Below are 23,500 nucleotides of genomic sequence, written 5' to 3' on the forward strand. Positions count from 1 at the left end.
TAGCTGAAACCTGCACCAATTCCGCGTAAAATCGCGCCCCAATTGTTAAATTATTATAGGTCTTCTGATGAGCACACCTGATCAAATTCAACGCGTCCTGTTTGATAATGCCGACGTGCGAGGCGTTGTTGTCGGTCTTGAAGAGAGTTTCCAGCAAGCGATTGCTTATGGTGACTACCCGGATGAGATTCGCCACCTGTTGGGCGAGATGTTGGCGGCGGTTGTGCTACTCAGTTCAAACTTGAAGATCGAAGGGCGTTTGTCACTTCAAGCACAGGGCGACAGTGGACTGCGTCTGCTTCTTGCTGAGTGCAACGATAAAGGCCAGGTCCGTGCGATTGCTCGTTTTGACGAAGAGACCCTGAAGCACGGCGAGCGTTTCGATCACTCCTTTGTTAATGGTCGCATGGCGTTGACCATGGAGCCTGAACAGGGTCAGCGTTACCAAGGCATTGTACCGCTTGAAGGGGCGAGCGTTGCCGAGTGTATCGAAGGCTATTTCCGCCAATCAGAGCAGCTACCCACGCAACTTATTCTGACCACCAATGGTCAGCGTGCCGCTGGCATGATGCTGCAAGTGTTACCGGCTGCTGGCAATGGCGATGAGGATTGGAATCACATCTCTACTCTGGCGCAAACCCTGCAAAACGATGAGCTACTCGAGTTGGATAACGAGACACTGTTGTATCGTCTTTTCCACCAAGAGAGCGCACGTATCACAGATCCCGAGCCGTTAAGCTTCTCGTGTGACTGTTCACGTCAACGCAGTGCGGCCGCACTGCAAACGATGACCGAAGAGGAACTTTTAAGCCTTGCTGAAGAGCACAAGGGTGTCGTATCAACAACTTGTCATTTCTGTAATCGCAGCTATGATTTTGATGCGCAAGACATTAAAGCACTGTTCCACAACGATGGGGCATTGAACGAGAGTGACTCGTTACACTAAAGGTTATCGATCTGGGGGTTTGTTAGAGCCCCCGGCTATGAGATAATCGCGCACCTACAAAAAGAGTTGGCCACGACCTTTCAAACCAACCACCAAAAATATTATTTAAATTATTTTCCGCGTTCCGCCCTCTTTGAGGACGGTAACTTTTAGGTACAAATGGGTTAAAGCCCAAGGGATCAGTTGATGACTAAAGAGTCAATCGCAGAGAATCACCTTAACCTGACGCCTGCCGCGTTGGTTGAGGCTGCTATCGCACGCAATGAAGGCGTACTAGCAAACACAGGTGCACTTGTCGTTACTACCGGTAAGCGTACAGGTCGTTCACCAATGGATCGTTTCATCGTCCAAGAGCCAAGCACATCCGATGCCATCTCTTGGGGGCCAATCAACCGTCCATTCGACGCAGACAAGTTTGATGCATTATGGGCGCGTGTTGAAGCGTACATTTCTGAGCAAGAGTCTTTCACTTCTGAAGTGCATGTCGGTTCTGATCCAAGTCACTACCTTGCAGTGCGTATGACAACTGAAACTGCATGGCAAAATCTTTTTGGTCAAAATCTCTTCATCCGTCCAAGCGACTACAACCCTAAGGGTAAAGAAGAGTGGCAAATTCTTAACGCTGCTGGTTTCGAGTGTGAGCCAGAGCGTGATGGCACCAACTCTGATGGCTGTGTCATTCTGAACTTCGCACAACGTAAAGTGTTGATCGCCGGTATGCGTTACGCGGGAGAAATGAAGAAAGCGATGTTCTCTGTACAGAACTTCCTTCTACCTGAAAAAGACGTGCTACCAATGCACTGTTCAGCGAACATTGGTGAAGATGGCTCAACGACGCTCTTCTTCGGTCTTTCAGGTACTGGTAAAACAACCCTTTCTGCAGACCCAAGCCGTTACCTAATCGGTGATGATGAGCACGGTTGGGCGAAAGGCGGTGTCTTCAACCTAGAAGGCGGTTGTTACGCTAAGACAATCAACCTTAGCCAGAAAAACGAACCGATCATCTGGGATGCAATCCGTTTTGGTGCAATCGTCGAGAACGTTGTTCTAGACGAGTGTCGTGAAGCGGATTACAACGATGTCAGCCTGACAGAGAACGGTCGTTGTGCCTACCCGTTGAGCCATGTTGAGAAGCGTTCGGCGACTAATATGGGTGACGAGCCAGATAACATCGTATTCCTAACCTGTGACCTAACCGGCGTACTGCCTCCTGTCTCTATCTTGAGCAAAGAGGCAGCGGCGTACCACTTCCTATCTGGCTACACAGCGTTGGTTGGCTCTACAGAGATGGGTTCAGGCGGCGGCATCAAGTCGACCTTCTCAACCTGTTTTGGTGCACCATTCTTCCCGCGTCCACCAAGCGAGTACGCAGAACTACTGATCAAGCGTATCGAAGAGTACGGCTCTAAAGTTTACCTAGTGAATACCGGTTGGACCGGCGGTAGCTACGGTACAGGTGAGCGTTTCAGCATCCCAACGACTCGCGGCATTATCTCAGCGATCCAACACGGACACCTTAAAGATGTGGAAACTAAGCACATCCCTGGTCTAAACCTAGAAGTGCCTGTGACCGTTCAGGGTGTTGATGACAACCTACTTGTGCCACGTGATACTTGGGCAAACGGCGCCGATTATGATGCTGCTTGTGCCGATCTGACCGCACAGTTCGTTAACAACTTCGAAAAATTTGAAGGTGTTGATGAGAAGATCATTGCTGCAGGCCCTCAAATTTAAGAGGCTGCATGCAGTATAGAGAGGCGACCTAAGGTCGCCTTTTTTATTGCTGTGAAAACTAATTTCGAACTTAAACCTTGGGTACTCCATGTAAGAAACACCTGGCTTTGGCGGTGTAAGTTAATCTGTGATTCAATAGAAAAAAATATCAAGGGTTTAAAGGAGGGTCTGAACGATGTTAGATGAGGACTTAATCGCAGACTGGCTCGGACCTGTATACCAAATACTTCGTTGGCTTGGTTTTTCTGAAGCTTGGCACTTTGGTGGGTTGTTCATCTTCTTCGCTGTAGGCTTCATTGTTTCCATAAAATTCACGTCCAAAAAACCAGCCATAACTTTGAACCAATCTGAAATCGATGCGGTTCGCGAGGCAAAAAATAAGAAGGGGTTGTCAGGAATACTTGCAGCTTTCAAAGCAGGTGAACAAGTGGGCAGCAGAAACAAAAAAAATAAATGAGACTGATATCCACTCAGGACAGAGGGGCTCTTCTATGAACAATCAAATAGCAGCTGTGTTGAGCGTGTTAATGCTAGCGGTTCCAGTTCAAGCCGAAGAAAACCCAACGCGTGACGATTTCTCCGATGTATTAAAACAACCAATGCCTGACTATCTCACAGACGTGATCGACAAACCGGACTATCGGATGAAATGGAACGGTCTGTTTGAAGGCGAGGTTGGTGTAGATCAGTGGTTGGCTGAATACCTGGACAACGGTGCCGTGGAGCATCCAGTTGAGTACGTAGAGGAGGGCGGTTTCGTTTTTGAAATTTATAGTCTGTGTGAGCCTCACAACTGTTGGGGTAGCAAATTTACGTTTGTCGTCTCCAAAACATGCCCTCTAGTTCATGGGGTGATGACTAGTTTCGACGAAGTGACTCGCCAATTCGGCGTAAAGCTGAAGTTCTATGATGGGGACAAGCCAATTTATGTTCTGCCTCAGTTTGCAGACCTTTGCAGAGCTGAGCTCAAATAACTCTCGTTATCAACTATAGCCAAAAGGTTATCAGACCGATAAACAGATCTAATTTCATATTACTGAGGCTTGGGGGTAAATTTTAACTATCTAACAAACAGGAGAAACGCGATGAGTGGTTTCAATGAAAGACTTGATCATATATTGCCTACCATACCGTATTACTGATCAGATTCATGATGAGTACGGTTAGGAAGAATATGGCAGCACAACATTGCGTCACCCGGCGACCCCTATCGATAGGCCCCGTGACTGAGGCTTATGAACGCATGGTGGATGCGGGGGAGGTGCAACGAGATGAGGCACAAGTCACACTAGCCGCAAAACTCGATGCTCTGCATGAGTCGCTTGCCTTGCTCCCGCCTGTCCCTGTGGGTTCCGATAAATCGATAGCGAGCAGTACTACTAGCAACAGCCCGATTTCACTTGGGCGATCCTTAGCGTCCGCTCAGTTCTCTCTTCGAAAGAAACTCAATTTGTGGTCTTTTAGTCCACCACCGCGCGGTATCTATATCCATGGTCCGGTCGGAGTCGGCAAGAGCTTTCTAATGGACCTCTTTTACGCGTCGGTTAAGGCTTCTATTACCAAGCGCCGCGTCCACTTTCATGAATTCATGCTAGACGTGCACCATCGCCTATTTGTCTTCAAACAGAAGCACCCACTAGATGATGTGATGCCTGTTGTTGCACAACAATTGGCACAGGAAGCTCAACTCCTCTGTTTTGATGAATTTCAAGTAACCGATGTTGCCGATGCCATGATTTTGAAGCGACTGTTTTCATTATTATTGGATAGGAATGTCGTAGTGGTCGCCACCTCAAACCGCTCCCCGGATACATTGTATGAGGGAGGCATTAACCGATCCCTCTTTTTGCCATTCATAGACATGTTAAAAGACAGGTTCGACATTATCTCCATGGAGGATTCCGCCAGAGATTATCGACTCGAAACTCGAGCAGATGGTCATTCCTATTTTTGGTCAAACAAGGATGTACATGGCAATAACAACATTCAGTCGCAGCTTAAAGATATATTTGGTGGCACTGTATCGGGAACTGAGGACGAGGTCATTGACGTACGCTTCGGCCGCACCGTCCAGGTCAAACGACATAATGACCGGTGCGCCTGGTTTGATTTTTCCGAGTTGTGTCACCAGCCGCTTGGCGCGTCCGATTATATTTCCCTTTGCGACCGATTTCCGGTCCTCATCATCGACGGTGTTCCGCAATTAGACGTCAATCACCTTGACGAAGGGCGACGATTTTTGACCCTCATTGACCTGTGTTATGAATCTCGCACCCGCTTGGTGCTGGCAGCCAACGTCCCACTCGATGAACTGTTTGTCGATTTCTCAGCGCAAATTGAACGCAGCGATGGCAATGAAGAGTTGTTTGTTAGTGAAAAAGGGGGCAACTCAAGCTCCTTTGCGACGACCATGATTCGTTCCAAAGAGGGTGAAGATATGGAGTGGTCGGCAACGGGTCTAAATGGCGCGTCACTGGCAAAATTATCGGCCGCCAATGATCTAGCCTTCTCTTTTCGACGAGCCGCGTCTCGGTTGGTCGAAATGAGTGGTAAGGAGTGGGGGCGGCAATAACTTTAACGACTCAAGGCCGCCTCTCAGTTTTGAATATTACTCCTGATTTCTCATGAAGAATCGATAGAAGGTTTGATCTGATATCAGAGGTAGTAGTCTTGTAAGTAGGGCAATGATAATTAACGCAAAAGCCAATCTAGCCCAGAGTATGCCGTGCAATTCTGCACCGGTGAGTGCAATGAGTAGGGTGTCTTCAATCAGGCTGTGGCACAGCCCTAGAAGGGCAAAAGAGGCAAAAATATCGCGTCCACTGATGGTGCCTCGCTCTGCTTCACGGATCAGCAATCCGCCACCGTAGGCTAATCCCAGGGTCATCCCTATTAAGCTCATCGGTAAGGCTTCACGTTTGATGCCAATCAGTTTGAGAATCGGTCTAAGCAGATATTCGATGGCGCGCTCTACACCCGTCACTTTGGCAATTCGTAGAACGGCCACTAAGCCAAATATGACGACAACGGTCCAAAACAGCATCTCTAGCTGTGCCTTAATCCAAGACGACCAACTGATATCGCCAATTTCAGGTGCAAAATCGAAACTAACTGGTTGCTGCATGCTGGGCATATCTTGGTAGACCCAATGCATACAGATCGCAAGCCCAAGTGCGCCGCCAATGCGAATCAGAATCATCGGCATTAAGCGGCAACCCCCTCGATAGGTGATGGCGATCTCAACAATCAAGTTGTGAGCGCCCAACATGAGGATGCCCATTAATGTGATCTGCTCAAGTGTCCAGGCTTGTGAGTAGGTGAATAGGACAATTAAGCCTGCGTAGATGTTGGTGAGCAGCGTGGTGGCCCAGACAATGCCGGCAATGGCTGGTAGACCTAGCCACTCAATAGGTGCACTGAGTGTGTCGGCTAAGAAGTCGGCTGCACCGATTAGCTCCAATAGGCGTACAATGACGATGGCTGGGATGAGTATTTTGAACAGGGTCAGGGTAACGCGAACACTGTCCTCTGTGACTTCACGCAGGTGTTTCATTAGTGGATTCATCACAGTTCTCGACATCATTCCCATTATTGGTGAGCAGATGCTATTATTGGGCAAGTTATTTTGCAATTTAAGGTTGATGTCTTGTTAAGACAAGTCTTGCAACCGCTTCGCGTAAAACGCATTGGAGATAAGAACAGATGAGCGAAAACATCCTAAACGTAACTGACGCAAGTTTCGAAGAGGACGTCCTAAAGGCTGAAGGTCCAGTACTGGTTGATTACTGGGCAGAGTGGTGTGGCCCTTGTAAGATGATTGCACCGGTCCTAGAAGAAGTTGCGACTGAGTACGCGGGTCGTTTGAAAGTGTGTAAGTTGAACATCGACGAAAACGCTGAAACCGCTCCTAAGTTTGGTATTCGTGGTATTCCAACACTGATGATCTTCAAAGGCGGCAACGTTGAAGCAACCAAAGTTGGCGCACTGTCTAAGTCGCAGCTAACGGCGTTTGTTGACGCAAACATCTAAATATTAGGTAAAAGGCGGGATATCCCGCCTTTTCTTTGTCTATTGGCTAGACAGCACCACTAACTGGTTATATATTAACACCGTTGGTTGATTTCTGACCAACCCAAATAATCTTCTTCTAATTTCAATCATTCCTGTCTCGCGGCTCTCGTCGTGCACGACACTATTCATAACGAAAAAATGAACCTTACCGAACTCAAACTAAAAAGCATGCCTGAACTGCTCGATATCGCAGCAGAAATGGGCCTAGATAACCTTGCTCGTTCTCGTAAACAAGATGTCATCTTCTCGATCCTTAAGAAGCACGCCCGCAGTGGTGAAGATATTTACGGTGACGGTGTTCTTGAAATCCTACAGGATGGCTTCGGCTTCCTTCGTTCAGCGGACTCCTCTTACCTAGCTGGACCTGATGATATTTATGTATCGCCAAGCCAGATTCGTCGTTTCAATCTGCGCACGGGTGACACCATTGCCGGAAAGATCCGCCCACCGAAAGACAGTGAGCGTTACTTCGCACTGCTTAAAGTGGCTGAGATCAACTACGACAAGCCTGAAAATGCCAAGAACAAAATTCTGTTTGAGAACCTTACGCCACTCTTCGCTCAAAAGCGTCTGCGTATGGAGATCGGTAACGGTAGTACAGAAGATATTACCGCTCGTGTCTTAGACCTAGTGACTCCGGTTGGTAAAGGTCAGCGTGCATTGGTGGTTTCTCCACCTAAAGCCGGTAAGACACTGATGCTACAGAACATTGCTAATAGCATCACACGTAACAACCCAGAGTGTTACCTGATTGTTCTTCTGATTGATGAACGTCCGGAAGAGGTAACCGACATGCAGCGTACGGTGCGTGGTGAAGTGGTAGCTTCAACGTTTGATGAGCCGCCATCACGTCACGTACAAGTGGCTGAAATGGTGCTAGAGAAAGCGAAGCGTCTAACCGAGCACAAGAAAGACGTTGTCATTCTACTTGATTCGATTACCCGTCTAGCCCGTGCCTACAACACGGTTGTGCCTTCTTCGGGTAAAGTACTGACCGGTGGTGTCGATGCGCATGCACTTGAGCGTCCTAAGCGTTTCTTTGGTGCGGCACGTAACATCGAAGAGGGTGGTAGCTTGACGATCATTGCTACGGCTCTGGTTGATACGGGCTCTAAGATGGATGAAGTCATCTTTGAGGAGTTCAAAGGTACTGGTAACGCCGAAGTTCACCTGGATCGTCGCGTTGCTGAGAAGCGTGTCTTCCCTGCGATCAACATTCGTCGTTCAGGTACGCGTCGTGAAGATCTTCTTACAACAGAAGAAGAGCTCCAACGTATGTGGATTCTGCGTAAGCTGTTGGATCCAATGGAAGATGCGGCCGCAACTGAATTTGTCATCGATAAACTGAAGGACTTCAAGACCAACGAAGAGTTCTTCCTTTCGATGAAGCGTAAGTAATCAATCTGAGCGTTTATTTGGCTTAGTATTGAAACAGGGCGAGCATTTACCACTCGCCCTTTTTTGTTTTTGCCGAGGATTGTATGGCGACACCTAAGTACAGAGATCTGCGTGATTTTATTAGCCAGCTGGAAGCTCGTGGTGAGCTTAAGCGAATAACGCATCCTGTCGACCCCAATTTAGAGATGACAGAAATCTGTGACCGCACGTTAAAAGCCGGTGGTCCAGCACTGCTGTTTGAAAACCCGGTTGGTTATGACATGCCGGTATTAGGCAACCTGTTTGGTACACCTGATCGCGTTGCACTGGGCATGGGGGAAGAGTCCGTTTCGGCACTGCGCGGTGTCGGTAAATTGCTGGCGCAACTTAAAGAGCCTGAACCACCTAAGGGCTTTAAAGATGCACTGGACAAAATTCCGCTCTACAAACAAGTGCTGAACATGGGGCCCAAGGTGGTTAAAAAGGCACCCTGTCAGGAAGTGGTACTTGAGGGTGATGACGTCGATCTGGATCTGATTCCGATTCAAACCTGCTGGCCAGGTGATGCTGGTCCTTTGGTGACCTGGCCATTGGTCATTACTCGCGGCCCAAACAAAAAGCGTCAAAACCTAGGTATCTACCGTCAGCAGAAAATTGCTAAGAACAAACTGATCATGCGCTGGCTGTCGCATCGCGGTGGTGCGTTGGATTTTCTTGAGTGGAAGCAACAGCATCCAGGCGAGCCGTTCCCGGTTGCGGTGGCTTTGGGTGCGGATCCGGCGACCATTCTGGGCGCTGTGACACCGGTTCCCGATACTCTGTCCGAGTACGCTTTTGCTGGACTGTTACGGGGTGGGAAAACGGAAGTGACGTCCTGTATTGGTAGCGACCTGCAAGTGCCTGCTAGTGCAGAAATCGTATTAGAGGGTTACATCTACCCTGACGAAATGGCGGACGAAGGTCCGTTTGGTGACCACACCGGCTACTACAACGAGGTCGACAGTTTTCCCGTCTTTACGGTGGAACGCATCACGAAACGTGCTGATGCGATCTATCACAGTACTTACACGGGCCGTCCACCGGATGAACCGGCTGTTCTGGGCGTTGCATTGAACGAGGTGTTTGTACCGATTCTGCAGAAGCAGTTCCCAGAAATTGTCGATTTTTACTTGCCACCAGAAGGATGCTCTTACCGCATGGCGGTCGTCAGTATGAAGAAGCAGTACCCGGGTCATGCTAAGCGTGTGATGCTGGGTGTATGGTCCTTCTTGCGTCAATTCATGTACACCAAATTTGTTGTCGTTGTGGATGAAGACGTGAACACTCGTGACTGGCAGGATGTCATCTGGGCCATTACTACGCGTATGGATCCGGCTCGGGATACGGTGATGATTGAGAATACCCCGATCGACTATTTGGACTTTGCATCCCCTGTGTCTGGGTTGGGTTCCAAAATGGGATTGGATGCGACCAATAAGTGGCAGGGCGAAACGGATCGTGAATGGGGAGAGCCCATTACCATGGATGAGTCGGTGAAACGTCGAGTAGATGATATCTGGGCTGATCTTGGAATCGACGACTAAGTCCCCACTATTTAGTTACCTGACTAGAGTAAATTGTTAATTCACGCATCGCGTGGACTGTTATTTGGAGAGTGAACGTGGCAAGGAAAGTTACGACGATTTTATCGGCTGATCTGTTAAATAGGGATGTTTACCGTATCCGCCTTTTGCTTCCTGAGTCTGAGCAAGCGGGCGCTGAATTTAAAGCGGGACAGTATCTAGATATCTGCCTGCCAGACGGGAAAAAAGCTTCATTCTCTATTGCCTCGGCACCCGAGGCAGGTCGTGAATTAGAACTTCACATTCGCCACATGCCTGACAGTGAGTTCAACGACTCGATTGTCCAACACCTGCTGCATCAACCGAGCGTTGAAGTGGAGTTGGCGATGGGCGACTGCACCATCAATCTAGATGAGCTCAATGACGATCAGCCCATCATCTTTGCTGCCGCCAGTACCGGTTTTTCACAGGTGAAAAGTATTGTTGAGCACCTGATCGCCAGTGCGCGCAAAAATCCGATCCATGTCTATTGGGGCGCGCGGGTTGAAGAGGATATGTATCTCGAAGCGTTGCCGAAGAGCTGGGCAGAGCACCACGCCAACATTCACTTTATTCCTGTCGTTAGTGAACCAGATAAGAGCCCGGGTTGGAGTGGACGTACGGGCTTACTACCAGCGGCCATTGTGGAAGATGTTGACGACCTGACAAAAGCAGAGGTGTTCGCATGCGGATCGCCGGCAATGGTGTATGCACTGTTGGATGCTTTAGAAGAGCAGGGCTTTACTCAGAGTCAGATGAAATCTGACGTGTTTGCCTACGCTCCGCGTCCTTAATCATTAAATTCACCTATGACCCCTGCTATTGATGCTGCCAAAAAGGCAAAAATATCCTTCAATACGCATCAGTATGAACATGCACCCGGGGCCGCTTACGGCCTCGAAGCTGCAGATAAGTTAGCCCTCGACCCAGGTCAGGTTTTTAAAACTTTGATGCTTGAGACTGACCGAGGCCCAAATGCGCTAGCGGTCGCAGTCATACCAGTAGCAGCAACGTTGGATCTCAAAGCCGCAGCCAAAGCGCTAAAACAGAAAAAAGTATCGATGGCGGATCCTCAGGTTGCTCAGCGCTTAACCGGCTACTTGGTTGGAGGGATCAGTCCACTGGGGCAGAAGCGAGTTTTTGCTACCTTAATTGATCAGAGTGCCGAGTCTTTGAAGACTTTGTATGTCAGCGCTGGCAGACGTGGACTTGAGATTGAGTTGGCACCAACTGACCTGTTGAGAGTCACACAAGGTCAGTTTGCAGCGATTGCTAAGTTTAAAAATTAATTAGTTTGGGTCGTTTTAATTCCTAAACTCCTAACCCTTCAAACAGCTCTAACGCCTCTGGATTAGCCAGTGACTCTCTATTTTTAACCGGCTCGCCAACCAGCACGTTGCGTACTGCTAGCTCAACGATTTTTCCGCTTTTGGTTCTCGGGATGTCCGTAACCGCTTTGATGATACCGGGTACATGTCTCGGCGTGGTGTTGTTGCGGATGGTGCGTTTTATCTCGGCCACTAGGTCGTCGGTGAGTTCCAGGCCGTCTGCGAGCACGACATAGAGCGCTACCACGACATCATCCTCTTTGGGTAACCCGACGCAGATGCTATCGGTGATTCCCGCGACCTTTTCGACTTGACGGTAGATCTCGGCTGTACCGATTCGGACACCGCCTGGATTCAATACCGCGTCAGAGCGACCGTGGATGATCACGCCCTTTCGTTTTGTCAGTTCAGCGTAATCACCGTGCGCCCAGATGTTATCGAAGCGTTCAAAGTAGGCTGCTTTGTAACGTTCACCCTGCGGATCATTCCAAAAACCGATGGGGCGGCTAGGGAAGGGGGCTGTACACACCAATTCACCCTTCTCCTCGAGCAAAGAGTTGCCTTCATCGTCATAAATATCAACGGCCATACCTAAGCCTCTGGCCTGTAACTCGCCTGAGTAGACGGGGAGGGTCGGCACACCCAACGCAAAGCATGAGACGATGTCGGTTCCGCCTGAGATAGAGGCCAGATGAAGGTCTTGTTTAACTGAGTCATAGATAAACTCGAAACTTTCCGGTGAGAGTGGCGATCCGGTCGAGAGTATCGATCTAAGCTGAGCAAAGCTGTGGTGCTGATTGGGTAAGTAACCGGCATTCTGAATCGCGGCTATGTACTTGGCGCTGGTGCCGAAGGCAGTGATCTCCTCTTGCTCCACGATGTCCCACAGTGCCGAGGCAGTCGGGTGGAAAGGGGAGCCATCAAACAGAACGAGTGAAGCACCAACTGCTAAACCAGATGCCATCCAGTTCCACATCATCCAACCGCAGGTTGTGAAGTACATTAACCGGCTGTCAGGGCCTAAGTCTGTATGTAGGGCTAGCTCTTTCATGTGCTGGAGCAGTGTTCCGCCAGCGCCATGCACGATGCATTTAGGAACTCCTGTCGTGCCCGATGAGTAGAGGATGTAGAGCGGGTGATCAAAAGGGAGTTCAACAAAATCGATGTCGCCGGCTTGGTCGTCCAGTGCCTCTGACCAAGGCTGTGCTCCCTTGATCCCCGTTAGATCGGGTGAATCATTCAGAAACGGGTAGACCACGACCCCTTCTACACTGGGAATGCGATCAACGATCTCCGGTAGTTTGTCGAGGTTGTTAATCTGTTTGCCTGCGTAGTGGTAGCCATCTACCGTAAAGATCAGTTTCGGTTCAACTTGCCCAAACCGGTCGACGACGCCATTGACACCAAAGTCAGGTGAGCAGGATGTCCAAACCGCTCCCAGTGCTGTGGTGGCCAACATCGCAATGATCGCCTCTGGCGCATTGGGTAGGTAACCTGCAACACGATCGCCGGCGCCGATATTCATCTTTTTCAGGTAGCCCTGTACCGATGCAACCTGCTGAAAGAGCTCTGCATAGGTCAGCGTTCTGCGTTTGCCATTCTCACCCCGAAAAATGATCGCAATGCTGTCATCGCGACGTTTTAATAGATGCTTGGCAAAGTTGAGCTTGGCCCCTTCAAACCAACGGGCGTCACGAATTCCAATCCCGGTTTGTAGAACCTCTTGTGCTGGCTGACTGAACTCAATATCGAGAAACTGGCACACCGAGCCCCAAAACTGATCGGGCTGATCGATACTCCACTGCCACAGATCATCATAAGTCGACAGTGCCAGTGAGCACTGGTCGTTCACGCGGTTTTGGAATTCGGTTAAGCGTGCAGCTGCAATGCGTTGATTACTTGGCTGCCATAGCAGTTTAGACATGAGGTTACCTAGGGTTAAGACACTATAAGAACCTTAAGTTAAGGCGTTCATTCACTCAAGCGGAAAAACAGCGGAATTCACTTCGCGAAACCGTTGATGTGCGCAATAAAAAAGGCACCCTGAGGTGCCTTTGATCCTTGGATCTGAACTTAGTTCTGCTCAACAAAGATGTTGGAGAAGAAGTCGGCCAATTCGTCGGTTGCCGATAGTGGCAGTACGTGTGCGATGTACTGGTCTGGACGAACGACGATCATACAGCCTTGCTCACGATCGATACCGCGCATATCGAAGATGTCGCCATTACCTTTATGATCAACACAGAAGACTTTCTCATGATCCTGGATACCCAGCTTGCCCTTCTTAGGAATCAGTAGAGAAGGCATTTTATCGTAATCCAAGTCGTAGAATGTCTGCTGGAATACAGCGCGAACATCAATGACTGAATCGATGTCAGCACCTGACTTGGTGTACTTAACAACCGGTGAGTTGCTGTCGTTCTCTAACCAGTCCGCTAGCGTATGAATGGCAGAGCTTGAGCTGGTGTCGTTTTTGCCTGCAAATGCGTAGATTCTCCAACGAGCATCGGCCTGAGCTGCGTGACCAAGTTGCATGTGCTTAGCATCTGATAGGCGTAGAACCGGCGCTGAGTGGAAACGACGTCCAATCTCTTCTCCTGTTGCTAGTGCTTGGTAAGTTTGTGCACCGGTTAGAATTGATTCATCATATTTAACGGCCAGACCGCCGGTGAACTCCAGATTCTCTTTGAAGGCACGAACGAAACGAGGCTCATCGCCTTTATCCAGTTCAGACGTACCAGGAGGTGCCGACATGATGCGCGCCCACTCGTGGTCGGTCTCAACAAGACGTTTCGCTTCTGTCCAACGCTCTTTAGAGTAAGTGTGTAGTAGAGATGCGTCTGATTGACCAGTCAGTACGTGGACTAACTTCCAGCCTAGGTTGAAGGTATCTTGCATTGATACGTTCATACCCTGACCCGCTTTTGGGCTGTGCGTGTGACAGGCATCGCCCGCAGTGAATACGCGAGGGTTGCGAGTTGCACGCTCTTCATCAGTCACATCATCGAAACGGTCCGTCATGCGGTGACCAATCTCGTAAACAGACCACCAAACAACCTCTTTCACATCGATGCTGTATGGGTGCATGATGCGGTTAGCCGCTGCGATCGTGTCATCCGATGTGAACTTGCGGTTGGCAACGCGCTCATCTTCTTTTAGTTTATCCAGCTCCACGTACATACGGAACATGTAACCACCTTCACGAGGAAGGATCAGTACGTTGCCCTCAGTGGCAGAGGTGATCAAACATTTCTGGCGAACATCAGGGAAATCTGTGTTAGCTAGGATGTCCATTACACCCCAAGCCTGGTGAGCAGCATCGCCGTGCAGCTCGCCACCAATGGCGGTACGAACGTTAGATCGTGCACCGTCACAGCCGACCACGTAGTTAGCGCGAACAATCTTCTTCTGGCCTTTGTTTACACCGGTGTTCACCAGAGTCACTGTCACTGGGTATTCATCAAGAGATGGGTTTACTTCCAACGTCTCTACCGACCAGTTGTAATCTGGTTGCATACGCGTCGGTGAGTTATCCATCACCTCAAGGAACCACTGGTGGATGCGTGACTGGTTAACAATGATGTGAGGCATTTCAGATGAGTCATCAGCAACATCCTGTACACGGCCAATGCGTTGGATATTCTTTGGATTTTCTGGGTCTGGCATCCAGAAGTTGGTCTGGTTTACCCAGTAAGCTTCACGCTTAACGGCATCGGCAAAACCAAAGGCTTGGAACATCTCCATGGTACGCGTGTTGATACCATCGGCTTTACCTTTTTGGATATTCATTGGGCTTGGTTCAACGATCATCGTGCTGATCTCGGGGAACTGAGAGAGCTGAGCCGCCAGACAGAGGCCTGCAGGGCCTGTACCTGCAATCAGTACATCGACTTTTTCAGGAAGAATGGCATTAGGCGCGAATTCGCGACGGTTAGGTGCAGCATTTTTGCGATCTGGGTTACCACCACGGAAACCATCTTCGTAATATTGCATCACTAGACTCCTTATTATCTTCTGTCTCTTAGTGCGGCTCAGAGAACCTTGTTAGTAAGTATGCTTACTATTTGTGCTCATAGTGTAACCAAAGTTTTATGTGGTTGTAAACTAGTAAGTATACAAACTAGTTCTTTTCAAATAGGATGGAACAAACAGTAAAAAGTGTTGGAGAACGAGTTGTCCTACTACGAGATGCCTGGTCACCTGATACGTCGCTTAAGTCAGCAGTCGAATCAGGTGTTTCAAGATGAGATGAAGCGTATCGGTGCCGATGTCACGTCGGTGCAATTTGCCTCAATGCAGGCAATAGAGTTGCATGGCGAGATGGAGCAGTCACAGATCGCGCAGTCGATTCACTACGACAAAGCGACGATTGGAGGCGTGATTGATCGACTCGAAAAACGTGGTTGGGTAGAGCGTAAATCAAACCCCAAAGATCGACGCGCTAAATTGGTGACGCTAACCAAAGAAGGGCGTAAGGCTCTGGAGGAGATCACCCCGGTGGTTAAGGCGTTACAGGATCAAGTGGTAGCCAATTTAAGCGACGATGAACGGGAGCTTTTTATTAAGTTGGCGCAAAAGGTTGTCTCTTAGTATTGACGGTTCGAGCCTATTAATGAGGGTCCGATAACGGCACATAGCCGCCGCTCACATTTGATGGGCTAGCTCAGTAAGACATCAATCAATTTGAGGGATAATTGATTGCCACTAGTTACTAAATCGAAGCTTTTATCACTCAATCCCCATCGTACCGCCTGCCCCTGTATTAACGATGTTAAATATTTGGCTATATCAGGCACTGTAATTTCCGATTGGTCACGACCAATGAGTGCCTCTTCAATCAAGGATGTGAGATGGCTATCAAACACAAACAGTGTTTCTCTGATAATCGTTCGCAGCTCTTCATTCTCAGTGTTTAACTCACGTGAAAAGAGGATCAAGGGCAATGCGGGTGTATTCTGAATAAGTTCAAGCTGGCAACGGACTAATCGAGCAACTCGCTGTTTAGCATCCACCTCTTTGGACAGGAGTAAGTTTTCAGTCCATGCGCTCTTCAGACCATCAGTAACTTTGCGAATTGCTGCTACCCACAACTCATCTTTATTTTTGAAATGGCGGAAAACCGTTCCCTGCGTGACTCCAATTCGCGCTGCGATATCACTGGTAGTAAGGCGGTCTGGACCGATTTCATAAGCCAACTCTAGAAGCGCATTGATAAGTTCATCTTTGCGCTTTGTTGCGGACATTTTTTTTAGCAAAACGTTTTCTCTTGTAAGTAATTAAATACTAACATAACATTAGAACTATCTAATTAATAGTTAAAGGACCCAAACAATGTCCAATCAATTACGCTGGTATAGCAAAACTCAAATCGTACTCCATTGGATTACAGTAGCCCTAGTTATAGCTCAATACGTGCTTCATGACTCTATTGTAAACGCTTGGGAATTCATCCAATCAGGCAAGTCTGTTTCATTTGATCCGCTGGTGCTATCACACGTAGCTGGCGGTATTTTTATAGCAGTGATTGTACTCATACGATTGCGTTTGAGGTCAATAAACACCCATGAAACAAAAGACTTACTGGGCAACAGATTATCGAACATAGCGCATAAGCTTCTCTATGCAATTTTACTCATGATGGTACTTAGCGGCGGAGTGGCATGGTTCTTCAATATTGACGCTGCGGCCAATGCACATAACCTTTTCAAAGTATTACTTTTAATAACAGTTCTTGGGCATGTTTTAGCTGCCCTTTACCATCATTTCATAATGAAAGATGGTTTATTGAATCGAATGTTTCTTGCAAGGAAGTAACAAGATGCAGTGGACTCGTTACTTAAAGTTTGGAATTCCTATTGTTGTGGGAATTGCTGGAACTGCATTACTACTCAACGGTGTCAAACCACCAGAAAAGAGTGCATCGTTAATAGAACTCAAAGCGGTTAAATACCTAGTTGTTCAGCCCGAGGAAGCATTCTCAGAGATGTCGATTTCGGGAACAATTGAGGCAAGCGACAAATGGTCGGCTGTTGCACAGGTTAAAGGGGAAATTTACCGATCAAATGACTCAATCGTTGAAGGGCTTTGGGTTGACGCTGGTGATGTCATTCTCAAGATAGATCCTTTGGACTATGAGCTTGCTATTTCTCAAATTAGTGCAGAGTTGTCTGGAATTGAGTATGAGCTTTCACTTCTGAATGCCGAGTCAGAAAACACTCAGCGGATCTTAGATTTAGAACAGCGACAGCTTACCTATGCAAAAGCAGATCTAGATCGAATCCAAAAACTATATGCCAGCGGATCCGCAACACGTAAGCAATTGGATGATGTCCAAAGGGCCACTCTGACTTCGGAGAAGATAGTTACAGATATTAAAAATGGCTTGTTACTTGTAGAACCTAAGAAGCAGAAGCTGTTAGCTCAAAAGCAGGCGTTAAGTATCTCACTAGACCGTGCACATAGAGATTTAGCTCGAACAGATATTATTGCGCCTTACCCACTTAGGATCTCTAAACTACTTGTTGAAGACTATCAAGCTGTTAATGTTGGACAGCCTTTAATTGAAGGGATAGGCATTAAATCAGCCGATGTTACTGCACAAGTAAACATTGAAAAGTTCAGAGATTTAATCGGTATAAATACGCCACCTTCCACACTTAATAATGAATTTGTAACAGATACATTAAACAAACTGGTTTCTGCTGAAGTGCGAACAGTTGGAAGCATAAGCGAATCTTGGAAGGCAGAGGTGATATCTGTTCGCTCTGAGTTAGATAACCGAGCAAGAACACTTCAAATCGTAGTAAGGGTAGATGATCCATATTCGAGCCATTCAGCAGCTCAGAACTTCCCGCTGTTACCAAATCAACCCATTGAGTTGGTATTTAGAACGATTCAGCCCTCAAGTGTAATTACGATTCCATTATCTGCGATCCACCAAGATCAAGTTCTATTGCTAAATGAAGAGAATGAAATTGAGTTTCGAGAAGTCCAGCTTGGTCTCATGCAAGAGAACCAAGTGAAAATTATGAGCGGGCTCAATTCGGGTGACAAATTGATACTCGACTCTCTGATAACTGCGATACCAGGACAAAAGTTTACTGGGATTGAGGTAGCGAAATGATTCGATGGTTTACATCCCATCCCACTGCAGCCAACTTACTTCTTTTAGTGTTTATAGCCGTTGGATCGTTTTCAGCACCGACACTTCTACGAGAGACATTTCCAGACTTTCGCCCTGTCGAGGCAGAGGTATCTGTCGTTTATCGTGGCGCAACACCTTCAGATGTTGAAAAGAAAATATGTGAGCCCCTATGGGATGCCGTTCAATCAGTTGAATCACTGAGTGAATTTGTCTGTACTGCACAAAACAATCTGGCTCACGCTGTAGCGACAATGCAGCCAAGTGGAGATGCTGTTAGGTTTGTTAGCAATCTGAAAACTGAAATCTCGGCAATAGATTCATTTCCAACATTAGCTGAAGCTCCTGTTATTCGTGAACTTCATCGCACAGATTTAGTGGCCTCTGTCGCTGTATCTGGTGAGCTACCACTGGAACAACTTGATCACTACTCAAAGTATCTACAAGACCAATTAGCTTCACTAGATACTGTAGCGAAAGTTATTCGTTCTGGTGTTGGGGAAAGAACCTGGTCAATACAGGCTGATCCTCGTGTTTTAAAAGAGTACGGTTTAACAACTTCCTCTATTGCTAATGCACTTAAGCAACAAAGCATCAATCTTCCAGCTGGTACGCTTGAAGGAGAAAGCGGTGAGTACAACATCAGATTTGACACCGAAGCGCTATCTAAGAATGCACTATTAAATCTGCCTATTGTCACGTTAACCAATGGTGCCGTGATCAATCTGAGTGATATCGCTAGGGTAGATGAAAAATATGAGCCATCGAGTAATGCAGCTTTTTTAGATGGTGTTCCTGTCATTCTACTTGAAGTACACAAACCCCTAGATGCTGACGCATTAAGATCTCTCGACGACTTAACAAATGCGGTGAAAGCCGAGCAAAGCAGAGGAATTGGTTCGATTCACCTTGAAGTCGTTCAAGATGTAACTTCAATAATACGTGATCGTTTAACAATGCTTGTTCAAAACGGTGTCGTTGGTCTTGTACTGGTTGTACTTGTAATGAGCCTATTCTTCAGACCTGCTTATGCAGCATGGGCAGCAATGGGATTGCCTGTAGCGTTTCTAGGCGCCTTTGCATGGATGTCATTGACAGGTGAAAGTTTAAATATGATCACCGTAGTTGCGTTGCTTATGGCCATAGGGATTGTCATGGACGATTCCATTGTATTATCCGACTCCATAGCTGTGCACTCACACGGCAACGTCACTTTGAATTCAGTAGTTCAGGGCGTTGTCGCGGTAGCTCCAGGTGTGGTTTCTTCATTCCTTACAACCGTATCTGTATTTTTGCCGTTATCCTTTTTGGCGGGTGAGCTTGGCGCTGTTCTTGAGGTGCTTCCAGTCGTTCTTTTGGCTGCACTAACAGCAAGCTTAGTAGAAGCATTTTTCATACTTCCTCACCATCTTAAACATAGCCTAACTCAATCTAATTTTTCACCCAACAAATTCAAAGTTCGCTTCGAGGAGATCTTTAATGCATTTAAAGAGCGCGGCGTTGGCAGATTAGCAGACTGGGCTATTGATCATCGATGGTTAGTTGTTGGAGTCGCCGTTGGATTGTTGATCATTACTATTGGAGCCTTAGGTTCTGGCGTAGTGAAGCGTGAAGCAATGCCTGAAATTGATGGTGATGTAATTGAAGCACGAATTTTGCTACCCATGGGTGTATCGCTTGCTAGAACAGAAGAAGCTGTCCGCCAGGTGGAAGACGCCCTTGAGCGTGTGAATGTCGAGCTAAAGTCTAAACAGCCGCAACAGCAGGATCTTGTTAAACGTGTGATAACTCGATTCGGAAAAAATCTATCTGTCGGAGAGAGCGGAAGTCATGTGGCAACGGTTTCAGCGGATCTCTTATCTGCAGAGATCCGAGATACAACGCTCGATGAACTCATAGAAATATGGAAGCGTGAAATTGGTGTATTACCAGGAATCACATCTTTAATTCTTACAGAGCCAGGTATCGGTCCACAGGGCATAGCTGTTGAGCTAAGATTATTCCATGAGGATTTAGATTTGCTTTCTAGGGCTTCGCAAGATCTATTAAGTGAAGTAGAAAAGTACCAAGGTGTATTAAACGCCAAACATGATTTAAATGTTGGCAAGCCTCAACTTGGTATGCAGATAACCTCTGACGGACAAGCATTAGGATTAACGCCATTAGCTATTGCTAATCAGTTGCGAGGAGCGTTTCTTGGCGAAACCCTTGATGATATTCGCGTTGGTGAACTCCAATACGCGATTGAAGTGAAGTTTGCAGATAACAGCACACAAGACATCAACGATCTGTTGGCTTTTGAGCTACAACTGAGTGATGGATCAACAGTTCTCTTACCTAATGTTGTCCAGCTTTATGAAACTAGAGAGTGGAGTTCAGTTACTCAACGAAATGGGGCAAGATCTGTAACAATTCAAGCGGATGTGGATGGCCGTATAGCCAATGCTGATGCCATTACTGCAGACATAAAGAAAAACCTGTTACCTAATATTCAATCAGAATACTCGGGTATTACGTTTGAAATAGCAGGGCAAGCAGCGAATTCGGCTGAAACTGTCGCCTCTATTCTTCGTGGCTTCTTGATCGGAATCGTGGGTGTATATCTGATTCTTTCATTCCAATTTAGGAGCTATGTTGAACCCTTTATAGTGCTTTTAACTATCCCAATGGCTTTTCTTGGTGTTGTATGGGGACACTATTTAATGGGTTACAACATATCTATGCCATCCCTTGTCGGTGCAGCTTCACTCTCGGGTATCGTTGTAAACAATGCAATATTGTTAATCGGTGTCATCAAAGAGAGAGCATCTGATACCAAGTCAGTAATAGAAGCCGCCAGCGAAGCCGTTCGCTCTAGATTTCGTCCTATTTTTGTTTCAGTTTCAACGACCATAATGGGAATGGCTCCATTACTCACGGAAACATCGACTCAAGCGCAAACCCTTAAACCATTGGTGATCTCTGTTGTGTTCGGTTTGCTAGCATCTACAGTATTGGTCATGATTGTTGTGCCTTCACTGTATGCAATTGTTAATGAGCTGAAATCTAAGTCATCGACAAACTAAGAGAGTATTTGTGGCGCTAATACAAATTGACGGGTCTATAACTGACGAACAAAACACAAAGAAGCTCCACCCTGCTTTTTTAAACGCAGCATTCAGGCCATTCTTCTTGCTTGGTGCTGCGTTTGGTGCATTAAGCATACCCGCATGGGCTCTTAGTTTTCTCGGTTTGATTAAGTTTGATTTCTATGGCGGTGCCTATGCGTGGCACCTTCATGAAATGCTATTCGGATTTTTTCCAGCAATCATGGTTGGGTTTCTCCTAACTGCTGTGCAAACCTGGACAAAGCGAAAATGCATTGAAGGATGGTGGTTAGCTGCTCTTGTACTGACATGGCTTCTAGGTCGTATAACACTTGCCTTTCAACCCGCCTTTTTTCGTGATTACACAATCGTTATAGATCTTCTCTTCTTGCCTGCCTGTGCTGGCTTTTTAGCGCGCCCGATACTGCAAGCCAAGATGTGGAGGAATCTCTTTTTTGTACCTATCCTACTTGTGATGGCGATGATGAATGCTGTCTTTCATTTTTCATTGTCGAGTGAGTCTATCGTTGATATCACCACTATTTCGCACGCCATGGTCATCCTTGCAGCGCTAGTAATGAGCATAATGGGGGGGCGAGTCTTTCCCATGTTCACAGCCAACGGAACAAAGACACCTCGGGTTAACTCGATTGGGTGGTTAGAGCAACTTTCGATTCTAAGCATTGTGATTGTGTTTATTACAACTTTGGCTCAAAACTTTGTACCGATCACTCTTAGCATTGCTGTTCTATTCGTGGCAGGGATTTCAAATCTATTTAGGGCTTTGCGATGGAGGCTATGGGTGACGTTGCAGGTCCCACTAGTATGGTCCTTACATCTTAGTTACTTAGCTATGAGTCTAGGTTTTATTCTACTCGCCTTGGCGAAAATGAATTTGATACCAAGTGTTTCATTTGGTTTTCATTCGATCACGGTTGGCGGGATGGGACTTATGATCTTATCGATGATATCGAGAGTTTCATTAGGGCATACTGGACGACTTATTAAGGCTAATGTTTGGGTTACTTGTTCCTTATTAGCCCTTAGTTTTGCTGCGATTGACCGCGTCACAGGGTCATTACTCGGCATGGAATATTCAATAGTTATAGCGTCATCAGCTCTACTTTGGAGTATAGGCTTTTTGATTTTTGTGTTTGCCTATACCAAAATCTTATTCACTGAAAACATGTCACGATAATGCTGAAATGACCTTTGAAACCTGGAGTGTAAATTTAACTTGAGTGTCTCAAATGGGTCGTGAGTAGCCGTCTGCGTTGTGCCGATAAGTAACAAAAAGGAGAGCTATTGCTCTCCTTGTTTTCGTTGGTTAATAAATGCTATGAGTTGGCGTTAAGCTCTAGCTGGAGATCTTCTTCTCACCTGCTGCGACACACTGGAAGATCAGTGTGTTGATGGTCATAGGGCCAACGCCACCAGGTACTGGAGTCAAAGCAGCAACACGACTCTCTAGTGGTGCAAGTTCGATATCACCCACACCGCCTGGGTGGTAGCCAGCATCGACAACGATGGCGCCATCTTTGATCCACTCTGCTTTAATGAATTCTGGGCGGCCAACCGCACCCACGACGATATCAGCCTGTTTGATAATGTCGGCTAGTCCTTGGGTGCGTGAGTGACAGATGGTCACAGTCGCATCAGCGTTTAACAGCATCATGCCCATCGGCTTGCCTAGAATAGGGCTGCGACCAACTACGACAGCGTTCTTACCTGAAAGCGGAATGTCATAAGCGTCTAGAAGACGCATAATGCCTTGTGGAGTTGCGGAGCCGTAGGCCTCTTCCTGCATCGCCATGCGACCGAAGCCAAGACAGGTGACACCGTCTACGTCTTTTTCTAGAGCGATGGCATCGAAACAGGCACGCTCATCAATCTGTTCTGGAACTGGGTGCTGAAGCAGGATGCCGTGACAGTTTGGATTACTGTTCAGCTCTTGGATTTTCTCTAACAGCTCTTCGGTGGTGGTCTCTGCACCCATCTCAACCGTGATTGATTCCATGCCGATACGTTTGCAGGCATTCTGCTTCATGCGCACGTAGGTTGCTGACGCTGGGTCAGCGCCTACCAAAATAGTGGCTAATGCAGGCGTTTGACCGCCGCTTTTCGCTTTAAGGTTTTCAACGCGTGTAGCGAGTTCAGCTTCGGTTTTTTTAGCAACGGCGCTGCCATCAAGAATCAGTGTGGTCATGGTTTTCCTG

Annotated in this window: 20 protein-coding genes; 15 read left to right on the forward strand and 5 right to left on the reverse strand. The window is 47.3% G+C overall.

Going from position 1 to position 23,500, the window contains the following annotated elements; genetic code table 11:
* The first annotated feature begins 67 nt into the window (after window positions 1-67).
* The 5 genes from hslO to zapE all read left to right on the forward strand — a co-directional run bounded on the left by hslO (window position 68) and on the right by zapE (window position 5,252).
* Entirely contained in the window at window positions 68-946 is an 879-nt protein-coding gene (gene hslO, locus XMM312_RS05355) for an Hsp33 family molecular chaperone HslO (protein WP_173488793.1), read from the forward strand.
* A gap of 186 nt (window positions 947-1,132) precedes the next feature.
* A complete protein-coding gene (locus tag XMM312_RS05360) occupies window positions 1,133-2,680 on the forward strand; it encodes a phosphoenolpyruvate carboxykinase (protein WP_173481748.1) in 1,548 nt (515 codons plus the stop codon).
* Window positions 2,681-2,855: 175 nt separating this feature from the next.
* The gene (locus XMM312_RS05365) at window positions 2,856-3,137 is read left to right on the forward strand and encodes a hypothetical protein (protein WP_173481749.1); all 282 of its coding nucleotides are present in this window, start codon (window positions 2,856-2,858) and stop codon (window positions 3,135-3,137) included.
* A 34-nt stretch (window positions 3,138-3,171) separates the two neighbouring features.
* Window positions 3,172-3,654 (forward strand): Ivy family c-type lysozyme inhibitor, encoded by a 483-nt coding sequence (locus XMM312_RS05370; RefSeq protein WP_173481750.1) that lies wholly within the window; start codon window positions 3,172-3,174, stop codon window positions 3,652-3,654.
* A 200-nt stretch (window positions 3,655-3,854) separates the two neighbouring features.
* Window positions 3,855-5,252, forward strand: a complete 1,398-nt coding sequence (gene zapE, locus XMM312_RS05375; protein ID WP_217363882.1) for a cell division protein ZapE — start codon at window positions 3,855-3,857, stop codon at window positions 5,250-5,252.
* Between the two features lie 36 nt (window positions 5,253-5,288).
* On the opposite strand, the gene XMM312_RS05380 is transcribed toward zapE, so the two are convergent.
* Entirely contained in the window at window positions 5,289-6,245 is a 957-nt protein-coding gene (locus XMM312_RS05380) for a hypothetical protein (RefSeq protein ID WP_254442854.1), read from the reverse strand.
* Window positions 6,246-6,382: 137 nt separating this feature from the next.
* Between XMM312_RS05380 and trxA the strand changes: the two genes are divergently transcribed.
* From trxA to ybaK, 5 genes are all read left to right on the forward strand, one after another.
* Window positions 6,383-6,709 (forward strand): thioredoxin TrxA, encoded by a 327-nt coding sequence (trxA, locus tag XMM312_RS05385; protein ID WP_173481753.1) that lies wholly within the window; start codon window positions 6,383-6,385, stop codon window positions 6,707-6,709.
* A 180-nt stretch (window positions 6,710-6,889) separates the two neighbouring features.
* Entirely contained in the window at window positions 6,890-8,149 is a 1,260-nt protein-coding gene (gene rho / locus XMM312_RS05390) for a transcription termination factor Rho (protein ID WP_173481811.1), read from the forward strand.
* 83 nt (window positions 8,150-8,232) lie between these two features.
* A complete protein-coding gene (gene ubiD, locus XMM312_RS05395; protein WP_173488796.1) occupies window positions 8,233-9,711 on the forward strand; it encodes a 4-hydroxy-3-polyprenylbenzoate decarboxylase in 1,479 nt (492 codons plus the stop codon).
* A gap of 77 nt (window positions 9,712-9,788) precedes the next feature.
* The gene (locus tag XMM312_RS05400; protein WP_371739863.1) at window positions 9,789-10,523 is read left to right on the forward strand and encodes an NAD(P)H-flavin reductase; all 735 of its coding nucleotides are present in this window, start codon (window positions 9,789-9,791) and stop codon (window positions 10,521-10,523) included.
* Window positions 10,524-10,538: 15 nt separating this feature from the next.
* Entirely contained in the window at window positions 10,539-11,018 is a 480-nt protein-coding gene (ybaK, locus tag XMM312_RS05405) for a Cys-tRNA(Pro) deacylase (protein ID WP_173481756.1), read from the forward strand.
* Window positions 11,019-11,040: 22 nt separating this feature from the next.
* Here the strand turns inward: ybaK and XMM312_RS05410 are convergent, their stop codons facing one another.
* Window positions 11,041-12,981 (reverse strand): acetoacetate--CoA ligase, encoded by a 1,941-nt coding sequence (locus tag XMM312_RS05410; protein WP_173481757.1) that lies wholly within the window; start codon window positions 12,979-12,981, stop codon window positions 11,041-11,043.
* 149 nt (window positions 12,982-13,130) lie between these two features.
* On the reverse strand, window positions 13,131-15,050 hold the full coding sequence (locus XMM312_RS05415; RefSeq protein WP_173481758.1) for an FAD-dependent monooxygenase: 1,920 nt from the start codon (window positions 15,048-15,050) through the stop codon (window positions 13,131-13,133).
* 180 nt (window positions 15,051-15,230) lie between these two features.
* On the opposite strand from XMM312_RS05415, the gene XMM312_RS05420 reads away from it, so the two are divergent.
* Window positions 15,231-15,647 carry a MarR family winged helix-turn-helix transcriptional regulator gene (locus tag XMM312_RS05420; RefSeq protein ID WP_254442855.1) on the forward strand — a complete coding sequence of 139 codons (417 nt, stop codon included), beginning with the start codon at window positions 15,231-15,233 and terminating at the stop codon, window positions 15,645-15,647.
* A 68-nt stretch (window positions 15,648-15,715) separates the two neighbouring features.
* On the opposite strand, the gene XMM312_RS05425 is transcribed toward XMM312_RS05420, so the two are convergent.
* Window positions 15,716-16,312, reverse strand: coding sequence for a TetR/AcrR family transcriptional regulator (locus XMM312_RS05425; protein WP_173488797.1), 597 nt, complete (start codon window positions 16,310-16,312; stop codon window positions 15,716-15,718).
* Window positions 16,313-16,388: 76 nt separating this feature from the next.
* Here XMM312_RS05425 and XMM312_RS05430 point away from each other — a divergent pair, with 76 nt between their 5' ends.
* From XMM312_RS05430 to XMM312_RS05445, 4 genes are read left to right on the forward strand one after another with little or no spacing between them, the layout of a single operon-like run.
* Window positions 16,389-16,871, forward strand: coding sequence for a cytochrome b (locus tag XMM312_RS05430; RefSeq protein ID WP_173488798.1), 483 nt, complete (start codon window positions 16,389-16,391; stop codon window positions 16,869-16,871).
* Window positions 16,872-16,875: 4 nt separating this feature from the next.
* Entirely contained in the window at window positions 16,876-18,180 is a 1,305-nt protein-coding gene (locus XMM312_RS05435) for an efflux RND transporter periplasmic adaptor subunit (RefSeq protein ID WP_173488799.1), read from the forward strand.
* Entirely contained in the window at window positions 18,177-21,263 is a 3,087-nt protein-coding gene (locus XMM312_RS05440; protein ID WP_173488800.1) for an efflux RND transporter permease subunit, read from the forward strand. Before XMM312_RS05435 ends, XMM312_RS05440 begins: the two co-directional genes overlap by 4 nt.
* Window positions 21,264-21,273: 10 nt before the next feature.
* Window positions 21,274-22,482 (forward strand): NnrS family protein, encoded by a 1,209-nt coding sequence (locus tag XMM312_RS05445; RefSeq protein WP_217363883.1) that lies wholly within the window; start codon window positions 21,274-21,276, stop codon window positions 22,480-22,482.
* A 159-nt stretch (window positions 22,483-22,641) separates the two neighbouring features.
* Here the strand turns inward: XMM312_RS05445 and folD are convergent, their stop codons facing one another.
* The gene (folD, locus tag XMM312_RS05450) at window positions 22,642-23,490 is read right to left on the reverse strand and encodes a bifunctional methylenetetrahydrofolate dehydrogenase/methenyltetrahydrofolate cyclohydrolase FolD (RefSeq protein ID WP_173488801.1); all 849 of its coding nucleotides are present in this window, start codon (window positions 23,488-23,490) and stop codon (window positions 22,642-22,644) included.
* Window positions 23,491-23,500 lie beyond the last annotated feature (10 nt).

Source organism: Marinobacterium sp. xm-m-312, from assembly GCF_013283295.1.
In the GTDB taxonomy this organism is placed as follows: domain Bacteria; phylum Pseudomonadota; class Gammaproteobacteria; order Pseudomonadales; family Balneatricaceae; genus Marinobacterium_E.

Excerpts from the sequence above, each read along its gene's own strand:
- XMM312_RS05360 (WP_173481748.1), top strand. The coding sequence starts at position 1,133 with ATGACTAAAGAGTCAATCGCAGAGAATCACCTTAACCTGACGCCTGCC.
- zapE (WP_217363882.1), top strand. The coding sequence starts at position 3,855 with ATGGCAGCACAACATTGCGTCACCCGGCGACCCCTATCGATAGGCCCC.
- hslO (WP_173488793.1), top strand. The coding sequence starts at position 68 with ATGAGCACACCTGATCAAATTCAACGCGTCCTGTTTGATAATGCCGAC.
- XMM312_RS05365 (WP_173481749.1), top strand. The coding sequence starts at position 2,856 with ATGTTAGATGAGGACTTAATCGCAGACTGGCTCGGACCTGTATACCAA.
- XMM312_RS05435 (WP_173488799.1), top strand. The coding sequence starts at position 16,876 with ATGCAGTGGACTCGTTACTTAAAGTTTGGAATTCCTATTGTTGTGGGA.
- XMM312_RS05430 (WP_173488798.1), top strand. The coding sequence starts at position 16,389 with ATGTCCAATCAATTACGCTGGTATAGCAAAACTCAAATCGTACTCCAT.
- XMM312_RS05440 (WP_173488800.1), top strand. The coding sequence starts at position 18,177 with ATGATTCGATGGTTTACATCCCATCCCACTGCAGCCAACTTACTTCTT.
- ubiD (WP_173488796.1), top strand. The coding sequence starts at position 8,233 with ATGGCGACACCTAAGTACAGAGATCTGCGTGATTTTATTAGCCAGCTG.
- trxA (WP_173481753.1), top strand. The coding sequence starts at position 6,383 with ATGAGCGAAAACATCCTAAACGTAACTGACGCAAGTTTCGAAGAGGAC.
- ybaK (WP_173481756.1), top strand. The coding sequence starts at position 10,539 with ATGACCCCTGCTATTGATGCTGCCAAAAAGGCAAAAATATCCTTCAAT.
- rho (WP_173481811.1), top strand. The coding sequence starts at position 6,890 with ATGAACCTTACCGAACTCAAACTAAAAAGCATGCCTGAACTGCTCGAT.
- XMM312_RS05380 (WP_254442854.1), bottom strand. The coding sequence starts at position 6,245 with ATGAATCCACTAATGAAACACCTGCGTGAAGTCACAGAGGACAGTGTT.
- XMM312_RS05410 (WP_173481757.1), bottom strand. The coding sequence starts at position 12,981 with ATGTCTAAACTGCTATGGCAGCCAAGTAATCAACGCATTGCAGCTGCA.
- folD (WP_173488801.1), bottom strand. The coding sequence starts at position 23,490 with ATGACCACACTGATTCTTGATGGCAGCGCCGTTGCTAAAAAAACCGAA.
- XMM312_RS05415 (WP_173481758.1), bottom strand. The coding sequence starts at position 15,050 with ATGCAATATTACGAAGATGGTTTCCGTGGTGGTAACCCAGATCGCAAA.
- XMM312_RS05370 (WP_173481750.1), top strand. The coding sequence starts at position 3,172 with ATGAACAATCAAATAGCAGCTGTGTTGAGCGTGTTAATGCTAGCGGTT.